Genomic DNA, 11978 nt, shown 5'->3' with positions numbered 1-11978 from the left:
GGTTGCGGGCGCGGGGGCCGGGCTGGCCGGGCCGTCGGGTGTCGGCGCCGGTCCGGTTGCGGGCGCGGGGGCCGGGCTGGCCGGCGGGGGGCCGGTACAGCCCGGTCCGGGGGCGCGGATCGGGGGCGCGGCGGCCGGCGGGGGGCCGGTCGCCGCGCCGCCGTCCGCCCCGGGCCGGCCCGGGGTGCCGTCCGCGCTGCTCGCGGGGTGGGTGCTCGGCTGGGCGGGGCACGGTGTCGCGCTGGCCCTGGCGGCCGGCTGCGCGCTGGTGCCGCTGGCGATCGGGCGGGCGGCCGGCACCCCGCTGCTGGCCGGCGGTCCGCTGCTGGTGATGGCGCTCGCCCTGGTCGCCGGTGCGCTGGCGGCGGGCGGCCGGACCTACCGGCTGGTCACCGCCGGGCTGCTGGTGCCGGTGCTGGCCGCCGCGCTGGTCCGGCCGGTCGCCGCGCTGCGTCCCGGGCTGTTGCTGCTGGCTGCGGGCCTGGTGGTGGTCGCGCTGGCCGGCGCGGTCCGGGCGCTGCCCGCCGGGATTCGGACCGGCCCGCGACTGGGCGCCCTCGTGGTGGCGGCCGGCCTGGGCCAGGTCGCGACCGTCCTCACCGGACTGGTCGCCGCGGCCACCGCGGCCGCCGCGTTCCCGGCCTGGCAGGGCGGGCGGGCCGCCGCGCTCCCGTCCTGGGGCTGGCAGCTCCCGGTGGCCGTGCTGTGCACCGCCGGGGCGGTCGCCCTGCTGGTGCCCCGGGTCGCCCGGCCGCTGGTCGGGGTGGTCGCTGGCGCGCTCGCCGTGCTGGCGGCGCCGGCCGTGGCGGCCCCCGCGTGGCCGCTGGTGCTGGTCGCCGACCTGGCGGCGGCCACCGTGCTGCTGCTGGCAGTGGTGGCCCGCCCGACCCGGCGGTGCCCGACCGTGGTGGTCACCGCGCTCACGGCGGCCGTCCTGCTCGGGCACGCCCTCCTGGTGGGCTGCGCCGCACCGGCCGGCGCGGGTGCCGTCCTCGCCGTCCTGGCCGTGCTCGGCCCGGTCGTCGCGGCGCTGGGCCGGCGGGGCCGGGGCGCGCAGCCGGCCGTCGGCGGGGTGGCGCTGGCCGTGGCGCTGCTCGCCGTTCCGGCGGGGGTGGCCGTCGCGCTCTTCGGCCTCGGCGCGCCGCCCTGGTGGCAGCTCCGTGGGGCCACCGCGGCCGTCGTGGTGCCGGTGGTCGCCGTGCTCGCCGTCCGTCGCCACTGGCCCGACCTGCACGGGTACGCCTCGACCGGCCTCGCCGCGGCGCTCGCGGGGGCCGGCCTGGCGCCGCTCGTCGCGCCGGGCGGGGAGCCGGTGGCGCTCTACGCCGCCGCCGGGGCGGTGCTGGCGCTGGTCGCCGGGGGCGGTGCCCGGCCCGGTCCCGCCCCGCGGGCGGTCGGCGCCGCGCTGGGCGGCCTGGCGCTGCTCGCCGCCGCTCCCGTCGCGCTGGCGGTGCTGCTGGACCTGCCGGTCCGGCCCTGGTCCGGAGTGCCCGCCGCCGAGCCCGCGCCGGAGGCGGCCCGCGCCGGGCTGGTGCTGGCGCTGCTCGGCGCGGTCGCGGCGGCGTACGCCCGGATCGTGACCGCCCCGGGCGCCACGGGATCGGACGTGCCGGGCGCGGACCGTCGCCGCTGGCTGCCCGCGCTGGCCGCGCTGCCGTTCGCCGCGGTGGCCCTGCCGGTGCTGCTGGCGGCGGCCGGCGCGTTCTGGCCGGTGGTGCCCGCGCTGGTCTTCGGGACCGGGGTGGCCGCGCTTCTGCTGGCCGCGCTGGCCGGACCGCGCCCGGTGACGCCGCTGGTCCTGCTGCCGCTCGGGTTCGCCCTCACCGCTACCGGGTCGGGCGGCCTCGTCGCCACCCGGGCCGGGACCCTCGCCGCACTGGGGGTGCTGGTCGTCGCGTCCGCCGTGACCGGGGCGGCCGGACGGCCCGCCCAGGCCCGGCTCGCCGGCTGGCTGGGCGCCGTGGCGGCGGCCACCGGCTTCGCGGTCACCGCGGCGCTGGCCGGCGGGCTGCCGCTGCGTACCGCCGGGTTCGCGGTGCTGGCCGTCGCGGCGGTGACCCTGCACGCGGCGCCCGCGCTGCGCACCCGGACCCCGGCCGTGGCGGTGGAGGCGGCGGCGCAGGCCGTGGCCCTGCTGGCGTTGCTGCTCACCGGTGGCGCGCTCCGGCACGCGGCGGCGGTCTGCGTGCTGTGGGGCCTGGCCGTGGCCGTCCGGGTGCTGCGCCGGGGCGAGACGCCGGCCGGGCGGTGGGGGTTCGCGGCGGTCGCCGGGGGCAGCGAACTGCTCGGTGGCTGGCTGCTCCTGGCCGCCGGTGGGGTGGCGGTGCTGGAGGCGTACTCGCTGCCGGCGGCCGCGCTCGCCGTCGGCGCGGGCCTGCTGGCCCTGCGGTCCCGGCCGGGACTGAACAGCTGGCTGGCGCTCGGCCCGGGGCTCGGCGCGGCGCTGCTGCCCAGCCTGGTGTCGGTGCTGGTCGCGCCGGACCCGCAGCCGGCCCGCCGGCTGGTCCTCGGCCTGGTGGCGCTCGGCGCGGTGCTCGGCGGCGCGGTCCGGCGCTGGCAGGCGCCGGTCCTGCTGGGCGCGGCGACCCTGGTGCCGCTGGCCCTGCACGAGCTGGCCCGGGGCTGGGACCTGCTGCCCCGCTGGATCTTCCTGGGCCTCGGCGGGCTGGCGCTGATCGCCCTCGCGGCCACCTACGAGCGGCGCCGGCGGGACCTGGCCCGGCTCCGGGCCGCGGTGGGCGGGATGAGGTAGGGCTAGCACCACCCCGGGCTGGGGGGTGTCCAGGATTACCCAGCGCAGTCAACTTCCGCAGAATTGGTTACGCAGAGTCGCGCCGTTGGCGTGGCGCATCAACCGAGGAGCGGGGGAGCGGATGACCTCATCGACGTTGACGGCACCGGCGGCACGGCGGGGCAGCGACTACGCCCGGCTGTCCCGCCGGGTCGCCGCCGAGGGCCTGTTCGACCGGCGTCCCGGCCGGTACGCGGCCCGGATCGCGCTGACCCTGGGCGCCTTCGTGGCCGGCTGGGCCGCGGTGGTGGCAGTCGGCGACTCCTGGTGGCAGGTGCCGATGGCGGTGCTCATGGCGGTGGCCACCACCCAGGTGGCGTTCCTGGGGCACGACGCGGGCCACCGGCAGATGTTCCGCCGGCGCGGCCCCAGCGAGGTCGCCGGCCTGGTCGCCGGGAACCTCGCGGTCGGGCTGAGCTACGGCTGGTGGGTGGACAAGCACAACCGGCACCACGCCAACCCGAACCACGCCGACGAGGACCCGGATGTCGGGGCGGGCGCGCTGGTCTGGACGTACGAGCAGGTGACGGCGACCCGGGGCCTGAGCCGGTGGATGGCGCGGCGGCAGGCGTGGCTGTTCTTCCCGCTGCTGCTGCTGGAGGGTCTGGCGCTGCACGTGGCCAGCGTGCGGGCGCTGATCGGCCGGGAGCCGGACGGCCGGTGGAGCACCCCGGTGCGGCACCGCGCCGTTGAGGGGCTGCTGCTCCTCGCGCACACCGCCGGCTACCTCGGCCTGCTGTTCGCGGTGATGTCGCCCGGCCGGGCGCTGCTCTTCGCGGCCGTTCACCAGGGGCTGTGGGGGCTCTACATGGGCTGCGCGTTCGCCCCGAACCACAAGGGCATGCCGATGCCCACCGCCGAGGACGACCTCGACTACCTGCGTAAGCAGGTGCTCACCTCGCGCAACGTCCGCGGCGGGCGGTTCGTCGACGTCGCGCTGGGGGCGCTCAACTACCAGATCGAGCACCACCTCTTCCCGAACATGCCCCGGGCCAACCTGCGGCGCGCCCGGCCGATCGTCCGCGCCTACTGCGCCGAGCAGGGCATCCCGTACACGGAGACCGGGCTGTTCGAGTCGTACCGGCAGGCGCTGGCGCACCTGCACGAGGTGGGCCGTCCGCTGCGGCGAGGCTGAGCGACAAACGTCGATTTCCGGCGTGCGTCGAGAGGCGCCGGCGGGCCGGGCCGGTAGGGTCGTCGCATGGCAGACCTGCTCACCGCGACGGCGGTGCGAGGCGAGGCGGGGCGGCCGGCCCCGGCTCGGCGGACCGACGACACCGTCCGGAGCGCGGCATGAGATTCGAGATCAGCAAGGTGCTGGACGCCATCGAGGGTCGGGTTTCCACCGATCCCTCGCTGGCCCGGGCGGTGGTCGACCTGGCCGAGGTGATCCGCTGGCAGGACCTGGACGGCGGGCGGCCGGCCAGCCTGCTGCGGCTCGGCATGGTGATCGACGCGCTCTCCCGGCAGATCGAGGAGGACAGCGTCCCGGTCTACGCGATCGTGCACCGGGCCCTGCTCTCCGACGCGGACCTGACCTCCAACGAGCGGATGGTGGTCCGGCGCTGGGCCGACGACGGCCTGGTCGAGGTGCTCGACCATCCCGGCGACCGGATGCTGGAGGTGGCCGACCTGCTCGGCCTGCCGGTTCTCAGCCGGGCCCGGTTCGACGGGCTGGGCGGCCGCTGGCCGTGGCTCGGCCAGGCCGGGCGGGTGCTCGCCCCGGTGCCCGGCGCGGGCGGCCCGGTCTTCATCGCGCACGTCGGCGGCGGGCAGACCCCGGCCACCGGCAGCCGCTCGCCGGTCGGCGCGAAGCTGCTGGCCCGGCAGTGGCGCTGCCCCGAGCCGGGTTGCGCGCTGTTCGGCGGCGGCGGGGGCGGCGGCGCCTTCGCCGACCTGGCCCGGGTGGACCGCGCCCCGGCCGGGCAGCCGCCACCCACGCTGCGCAACGGGGTGCCGACCTGCCCCCGGCACGGCGCCCGGCTCGGCGACGCCGGCCCGCGGCCGCGTACGGCCGTGCTGGCGGTGCGCATCGGCGGGATGGTCCGGCAGCGGTTCGCGCTCACCGAGACCCAGCCGGTGCTGGTCGGGCGGGCTCCCGACGCCACCGGCGGGATCGTGCTCGGGCAGTGGCTCAACGACGAGGCGCGGCGCTGGATCAGCCGCAGCCACGTCCGTTTCGAGCTGCGGGTGGGTGAGGTGATCGTGACGGACACCAGCACCAACGGCTCGGGTGTGCGGCCGGGCGGCTCGATGGCCGAGCCGGACCGGATCGCGCTGGCCCCGCAGCAGTCCCGGGTGCTGGGCGAGGGCGACCTCATCGAGCTCTACCCGGGCGTGCAGATCGGCCGCGCCGACGAGGTGACCAGCGACGCGAAGTTCAGCCCGACCTCGGTGATGGCCGAGGCGCCGACCATGGCGATGCGGCTGCCGCGCCCCTGAGGCGACGCGAAAGGGCGCCGGGACCGTCGCGGTCCCGGCGCCCTTTCCCAGGTACGCGGATCAGCCGGCCAGCACGGCGGCGAGCTGCGCCACCGCGTGGTCGATCTCCTCCTCGGTGATCACCAGCGGCGGGGCGAGGCGGATGGTCGAGCCGTGGGTGTCCTTGGCCAGGACGCCCCGCTCCATCAGCCGCTCGCAGGCCTCCCGGCCGGTCATCAGCGCGGGGTCGATGTCGAGACCGGCCCAGAGGCCCCGGCCCCGGACCGCGACCAGGCCCTTGCCGATCAGGCCGCGCAGGCCGGCGTGCAGCCGCTCGCCCAGCTCGGCCGAGCGGCGCTGGAACTCGCCGGCGGCCAGGAGCCGGACCACCTCGGTGGCGACCGCGCAGGCCAGCGGGTTGCCGCCGAAGGTCGAGCCGTGCTGGCCCGGCTTGAGCACCCCGAGCACGTCGGCGTTCGCGGCCACCGCCGAGACCGGCACGATGCCGCCGCCGAGCGCCTTGCCCAGCAGGTACATGTCCGGGACGACGCCCTCCTGCTCGCAGGCGAAGGTGGCGCCGGTGCGGCCCAGGCCCGACTGGATCTCGTCGGCGATGAAGAGCACGTTCCGCTCGGTGCAGACCTCGCGGACGCCCGGCAGGTAGCCCTCCGGCGGCACCACGACGCCCTGCTCGCCCTGGATCGGCTCCAGCAGCACGGCCACCGTGTTCTCGTCGATCGCGGCGGTCAGCGCGGCCAGGTCGCCGTAGGGGACCACCGTGAAGCCCGGCGTGTACGGCCCGAAGTCGGCGCGGGCGTCCTCGTCCGTCGAGAAGCTGACGATGGTGGTGGTCCGGCCGTGGAAGTTGCCCTCGGCGACCACGATGTTGGCCTGGCCCGGGGTCACGCCCTTGACCTGGTAGCCCCACTTGCGGGCGACCTTGATGCCGGTCTCCACCGCCTCGGCGCCGGTGTTCATGGGCAGCACCAGGTCCTTGCCGCAGAGCGCGGCCAGCTCGCGGCAGAAGTCGGCGAACTGGTCGTGGATGAACGCGCGGCTGGTCAGCGTGAGCCGGTCGAGCTGCGCGTGCGCGGCCTCGATCAGCTTCGGGTGCCGGTGGCCGAAGTTCAGCGCCGAGTAGCCGGCCAGGCAGTCCAGGTAGCGCCGGCCGTCCACGTCGGTCAGCCAGGCGCCCTCGGCCGACGAGATCACCACGGGCAGCGGGTGGTAGTTGTGCGCCGTGTGACGCTCCGCGTCCCGTACCGCGGAGGGCGTCCGCAGCATGTCGTCGATGATCACTTGACTGCCTTTCCCTGACGGAGTCGCAATGTGCAGCACTTCGGTCCGCCGCCGGCCTTGCGCAGCTCGGACAGGTCGATACCGATGGTCTCGTAGCCCCGGTCGCGCAGCTTCGCGGCCAGGTCGGTGGCCTGCGCCGGCAGCACCACGTGCCGGCCGTCGCTGACCGCGTTCAGCCCCAGCACCTCGGCGTCGGCCATGGTGGCGTGGACCGCGTCCGGGAAGAGCCGGCGCAGCACCGCCCGGCTGCCCGGGGAGAACGCCTCCGGCAAGTACGCCACAGTCCGCTCGTCGAGCACGGTGAGCGCGGTGTCCAGGTGGTAGAAGCGCGGGTCCACGAGCTGCATGGTGATCACCGGGTAGCCGAAGACCTCCTGGAGCTGCGCGTGCGAGGCATGCGCGGTGCGGAAGCCGGTGCCGGCGAGCAGGTGGTCGCCGGCCAGCAGGACGTCGCCCTCACCCTCGTTGACATGCTTCGGGTCGTACATCTCGAAGCCGGCGGCCTCGAACCAGGCCCGGTACGCGGGTGCCTCGTCGGCGCGCTGCGGGTCGCGGAACTGCACCGCCATGGCCTTGCCGTCGATCACGGTGCCGCCGTTGGCCGCGAAGACCATGTCCGGCAGGCCGGCGACCGGGTCGATGAGCTCGACCTCGTGGCCCAGGTCGACGTACGTCTGGCGGAGCTGCTCCCACTGCCGGATGGCCAGGTCGGCGTCGACCGGGGCGGTGGGGTCCATCCACGGGTTGATCGCGTAGTCGACGGCGAAGTACGTCGGCCGGCACATCAGGAAGCGCTGGCGGGTCGCGTCCATCGTCATGTCGTGCTCCCAGGGGTCGGGCGCGCCCGGCCACCGTCGGCCCACGGGCTGGCGCCGTGGTCCAACGGTATGCGGCGCGGGCCGACGACATCCACCGCCGGAAGTTGCGTTCGGCGACGGATCGTTGCGTCTGGCTCCGCTTCACCGGACGATCGTTGCGTCCACCACCCGGAACGTCGTCGGCCGACCCCGGACATACTTCGGGGGCGGCGAACCGCCGCCCCCGAAAGAGGTGTGCCCGGCTGGTGAACCACCAGAGCTGATCGGGCGTGCCGGCGCTGCGCCGGCGAGCGAGAAACTGCCCGTCAGAAGAGCTCCGCAAACTGTGAGTCGAGCCACTCCCGGAACCGGCCGATCCACTCGCCGTCGGTGGTCGGCCAGTCGAACTGGCCGGTCATCGCCACGACACCGAGCACCACGGCGGCGAGCCCGACGGCGATGCCGATCAGCGCGTCGGTCTTGCCGGCCACGTGCCGGCGCCGGGTGGCGACCAGGCCGAGCACGGCGAGCACCGCGCCGACCGCGCCGAGGCCGATGCCGTAGCCGGCCAGGGTGCCGGAGAGCACGAACAGCGCGCCGACCACCGAGACGATCAGGCCGAGGGTGGCGAGCAGGCTGGCCCGGGGGCGCTTCGTGGTGAACGGCTCCACCCGCTCCACGGCCGGGTCCCGGTCCACCGGCCGGTCCGGCCGGCCGTCGCCGTTCAGGTCGACGGTGCGCTCGGTGGCCGGTTCGGGGCCGGCGAGCCGGGTGCTCGGGTCGGGCCGGCGGCCGGCGGCCGCACGGGCCGCCGCGGCCCGGTCGGCCGCGCGCCGCTCCGAGTCGGTGACGCGCTCGCCCTCGGCGGTCGAGGCGGCGTCGCGGGCGCGCTCGCCGTCGGTCGCCGTGGCGGCGCTGCGGTACGTGGTCCGGTCCGCGTCCCGGTCGGTGACCACCGGTCGCCCGTCGGTCCGCTCGTCGACCCGGTCGCGCTCGTCGACCACCCCGTCGTTGTTCACGTCGTCAGTTCGCGCCGGACCGTTCCGGCGGGACAGAATCTTCACTTCGACACCTCCTGAACTCCGGCGCGGAGACCGCGCGTGATGCTCGTGACGTACCCCGTTGGCGACACGTCGACACCCGTCGACGCCGTGCCGCTCCTGGTCGGCGGTGTCCGGGGCGGCGGGCTACCGTTGCCGTCGTGCCAGAGGGACACACCATCCACCGCCTGGCGGCCCGCCACGCCGAGCTGTTCGCCGGCGACAAGGTGCACGCCGCCAGCCCGCAGGGCCGCTTCGCCGATGGCGCGGCCCGGCTCAGCGGCACCGTCCTCGACGGCACCGAGGCGTACGGCAAGCACCTGCTGCACCACTACGCCGGCGAGCTGACCCTGCACGTCCACCTCGGGCTCTACGGCAAGGTCACCGACGGGCCGGGCGAACCGCCGCCCCCGGTCGGGCAGATCCGGCTGCGGCTCACGAGCGACGGCTCCAGGTCGCGGCGCGGCGGCAGACGCGCCGAGCTGGAGTCGTCGGACGACCGGCACTGGCTGGACCTGCGCGGGCCGACCGCCTGCGAGCTGCTCACCCCGCCCGAGGTGGCCGCGCTGCGCGACCGGCTCGGGCCCGACCCGTTGCGCGCCGACGCCGACCCCGAGCGGGCGTACGCCCGGATCCGGCGCAGCACCACGCCGCTGGCCGCGCTGCTGCTGGACCAGACCGTGGTGGCCGGCACCGGCCTGATCTTCGTGGTCGAGGCGCTGTTCCGGGCCGGGCTGCCCCCGCTGCTGCCCGGGCGGAAGCTGACCCCGGCCGGCTGGGCGGAACTCTGGGCCGACCTGGTCGCGCTGATGACCGTCGCCGTCGAGCGGGGCCGGATCGACACCGTGCGCGATGTGCACCTGCCGGAGGCGATGGGGCGGGCGCCCCGGGTCGACCGGCACGGCGGCGAGGTCTACGTCTACCGCCGCCCCGGCGTGCCCTGCCACGTGTGCGGCACCGAGGTCAGCCGGGGCGCGCTGGCCGGCCGCAACCTCTACTGGTGCGCCACCTGCCAGGCCGGCTGACCGGCGCGGTCAGCCGACGGCGCGAAGGGTGCCGTGCCGGCGGTGCCGGAGCCCCTCGACGGCCTGCGCGGTCGCCTCGTCGGCGGGCAGGAGGACGACCAGTTCCTGGGCGTCGGTGCTCGGTAGTTCCAGCTTCTCCCGGTGCCAGCGCAGCTCGCCCGCGACGGGATGGCCGAGCCGGAGCGGGACCTGGGGCGGCGGCAGATGCTGCCGGAGCCGCCGGGTGAACTCCGGACCGGCGACGGGCGCGAGCTGGACCGTGAACCACTCGGAGGCTTCGGCGGACGGCCCGAGCCACAGGTCGAAGGCCTGCTCGTCGGCCACCTGGTCCCACTCGGGGAACACGGTGCGCGCGCGGGGGTCGGTGAAGACGTAGCGGGTCAGGTTCGGCGGATCGGCGTCGAGCAGCCCGGTGGCGCTCATGAGCAGCTCGAACCCGCCGGTGTGGGCGAGCACGTCGCCGAGCCGGTTGGTGACGAACGCGACCCCGGGATCGAGCAGCCGGAGGGTCTCCCGCACGGTGGGCCGGACCTCGCGGTTGGGCGGCGCCGGCAGCCGGTGGCCGGGGCAGGCCCCACCGGTGATCTTCGCGAGGTAGCGCAGGTGGTGGCGCTCCCCGGCGTCGAGGCTCAGGCCGTCCGCGAGGGCGTGCAGCACCGAGTGCGAGGGGTTGCGGTCCCGGCCCTGCTCGATGCGGGTCAGGTATTCCACGCTGATGCCCGAGCGGGTGGCCAGCTCGGCGCGGCTCAGGCCGGGGGATCGGCGCCGGCCCCGGTCCGGCAGGCCGAAGGACTCCGGTTGGAGGCTGTCGCGCTTGGCGCGGACGAAGTCGCCCAGTGGCGTACCCATGGGTCGAGAGTCTAGGCCGGTTCCCGGCCGCCGCGGCCGGCCCAGCGTGGCCCTGCGGGGGCCAGCCTGCGCCCGGTCTGGTTGCCGCCGTTCCGGCGGCGGACCGTGGACGGCATGAACGAGAAGCGCAGGTTGGTCATTGTCATCGGAAGCGTCCGCGAGGGCCGGTTCGGCCCGGTCGTCGCGTCCTGGGTCGCCGAACGGGCACGCGAGCACGGCGGGTTCGACGTCGACGTCGTCGACCTGGCCGACGTCGAGATCCCGCTGGCGCTGCCGGCGGAGTCACCGAAGTTCGCGGGCGACGCCTACCCGCGCCCGGCGGGCATGGCGCCGCTCACCGCCCGGCTGACGGACGCGGACGCGTTCATCCTGGTCACCCCGGAGTACAACCACAGCTATCCGGCCGCGCTGAAGGCGGCCATCGACTGGCACTTCACCCAGTGGACGGCCAAGCCGGTCGCCTTCGTGAGCTACGGCGGCGCGGCCGGCGGCCGGCATGCCGTCCTGCACCTGGAGAACGTGCTCACCGAACTGCACGCGGTGACCATCCGGGACGGGCTGGCCTTCCCGAACTACTTCACCGCCTGGCAGGACGGCCAGCCGCTCGACCCGGCGGCGGCCGGGTACGCCAAGACCCTGCTGGACCAGCTCGACTGGTGGGCCGGGGCCCTGCGGACGGCCCGGGAGGCGGCGCCGTACCCGGCCTGACCGCCGATGTGGCGTGACCGGCCGAGGGGACCCGTCACGCCACGCCGGGCGGCGTGCGGACCTGGCGTGGACGGCTCGCGGGGACCGGTCACGCCAGGTCGAGCAGCCAGCGGACCGTCTCGACCTGCTGCGGGAAGACCGCGTCGTCACCCATGCTCCAGGCCAGCGTGTGCACGACCGCCCAGCCGCGCACCCGCTCCCGGTCCAGGCCCAGCCCGGCGCTGAGCCGGTCGAGCCGGTGCCGCACCGCGCCGGGGGTGTTGCCCAGCTCCGGTCCGCGTACCAGTGGCACCGCCGCGAACTCCCGCTCGCCCACCAGTGGCTTCGGGTCGATGGCCAGCCACGGCTCACGGCCGGCCGCCAGCACGTTGCCGGCGTGCAGGTCCTGGTTGACCAGCACCTGCTCGCCCTGGCTGGGCACCAGCCCGGCGAGCAGCCCGAGCGCCGCGTCCAACAGCCGCCGCTCGAACGGCCGGTTCAGCCGCTCCCACTTGGCCGGCATCCGCTCGGCCCAGCCGGCCGCCTCCTCGGCGAGCGAGGTGAACGGCGGGCCGGCCGGCACTCCGAGCCGGGGAAGCAGCCCGATCGCCACGTCGAGCGCGGCATCCTGGGGCAGCCCGTGCAGCGGTGTGCCGGGTACGCAACGCTCGACCAGCAGCGCGCGACGCTCGGCGTCGTGGGCCAGCAGCCGGATGGCGCCCCGGCCGGCCCAGTGCGCCAGCGCGGTGGCCTCGTGGACGCTGTCGTCGTCCGGGTACTGGAGCTTGAGCACCGCCGGGGTGCCGTCGGGCAGCTCCGCCGGTACGGCCAGCGACGCGAACGCGTACGCGAACGGTGGGCCGACCCGCAGCTCCCAGCGCTCGACGCACTCGGCCAGCCGGTCCGGCAGGCCGGCGAGCCAGGTCCGGCCGGCCGGATACCGCTCGGTCCAGCGCAGCCCCTCGGGGATCTCCAGACGCATCCGACCATCCTGGATTCCGGTGGCGATCACGTACAACCGTTTCCGGCACGGTGCCGTCTGGAACAACGAACCCCTAGGGAGGTGGCC

10 protein-coding genes are annotated in these 11978 nt (G+C 76.3%); 5 read left to right on the top strand and 5 right to left on the bottom strand.

Annotated elements, in window-relative coordinates; translation table 11 throughout:
• The 3 genes from ABZW14_RS31175 to ABZW14_RS31165 all read left to right on the top strand — a co-directional run.
• On the top strand, positions 1-2752 hold a 2752-nt coding region (locus ABZW14_RS31175), incomplete at its 5' end, for a hypothetical protein (RefSeq protein ID WP_355353720.1).
• A 121-nt stretch (positions 2753-2873) separates the two neighbouring features.
• On the top strand, positions 2874-3926 hold the full coding sequence (locus ABZW14_RS31170; protein ID WP_355353717.1) for an acyl-CoA desaturase: 1053 nt from the start codon (positions 2874-2876) through the stop codon (positions 3924-3926).
• A gap of 158 nt (positions 3927-4084) precedes the next feature.
• Positions 4085-5233 carry an FHA domain-containing protein gene (locus ABZW14_RS31165; protein WP_355353714.1) on the top strand — a complete coding sequence of 383 codons (1149 nt, stop codon included), beginning with the start codon at positions 4085-4087 and terminating at the stop codon, positions 5231-5233.
• A 60-nt stretch (positions 5234-5293) separates the two neighbouring features.
• Here ABZW14_RS31165 and rocD read toward each other — a convergent pair whose 3' ends face one another.
• The 3 genes from rocD to ABZW14_RS31150 all read right to left on the bottom strand — a co-directional run bounded on the left by rocD (position 5294) and on the right by ABZW14_RS31150 (position 8372).
• Positions 5294-6508, bottom strand: coding sequence for an ornithine--oxo-acid transaminase (gene rocD / locus ABZW14_RS31160; RefSeq protein ID WP_355353729.1), 1215 nt, complete (start codon positions 6506-6508; stop codon positions 5294-5296).
• On the bottom strand, positions 6508-7323 hold the full coding sequence (gene ddaH / locus ABZW14_RS31155) for a dimethylargininase (RefSeq protein WP_355353726.1): 816 nt from the start codon (positions 7321-7323) through the stop codon (positions 6508-6510). The genes rocD and ddaH overlap by 1 nt, the downstream gene beginning before the upstream one ends.
• A gap of 311 nt (positions 7324-7634) precedes the next feature.
• Complete coding sequence (locus ABZW14_RS31150) at positions 7635-8372, bottom strand: DUF4190 domain-containing protein (RefSeq protein WP_355353711.1); 738 nt, start codon at positions 8370-8372, stop codon at positions 7635-7637.
• A 137-nt stretch (positions 8373-8509) separates the two neighbouring features.
• Here ABZW14_RS31150 and ABZW14_RS31145 point away from each other — a divergent pair, with 137 nt between their 5' ends.
• Complete coding sequence (locus ABZW14_RS31145; RefSeq protein ID WP_355353708.1) at positions 8510-9373, top strand: DNA-formamidopyrimidine glycosylase family protein; 864 nt, start codon at positions 8510-8512, stop codon at positions 9371-9373.
• Between the two features lie 9 nt (positions 9374-9382).
• Here the strand turns inward: ABZW14_RS31145 and ABZW14_RS31140 are convergent, their stop codons facing one another.
• The gene (locus ABZW14_RS31140) at positions 9383-10222 is read right to left on the bottom strand and encodes a helix-turn-helix domain-containing protein (RefSeq protein WP_355353705.1); all 840 of its coding nucleotides are present in this window, start codon (positions 10220-10222) and stop codon (positions 9383-9385) included.
• A 114-nt stretch (positions 10223-10336) separates the two neighbouring features.
• Between ABZW14_RS31140 and ABZW14_RS31135 the strand changes: the two genes are divergently transcribed.
• Positions 10337-10930, top strand: a complete 594-nt coding sequence (locus ABZW14_RS31135; RefSeq protein ID WP_355353702.1) for an NAD(P)H-dependent oxidoreductase — start codon at positions 10337-10339, stop codon at positions 10928-10930.
• Between the two features lie 88 nt (positions 10931-11018).
• Here ABZW14_RS31135 and ABZW14_RS31130 read toward each other — a convergent pair whose 3' ends face one another.
• Positions 11019-11891: an aminoglycoside phosphotransferase family protein gene (locus tag ABZW14_RS31130; protein WP_355353699.1), complete on the bottom strand. Its 873-nt coding sequence runs from the start codon at positions 11889-11891 to the stop codon at positions 11019-11021.
• Positions 11892-11978: the final 87 nt, after the last annotated feature.

Source organism: Micromonospora sp. NPDC004551 (assembly GCF_040609975.1).
In the GTDB taxonomy this organism is placed as follows: Bacteria; Actinomycetota; Actinomycetes; order Mycobacteriales; family Micromonosporaceae; genus Micromonospora.
Note: the sequence above shows the minus strand (reverse complement) of the source record. Positions and strands in the feature narration are given on the sequence as shown.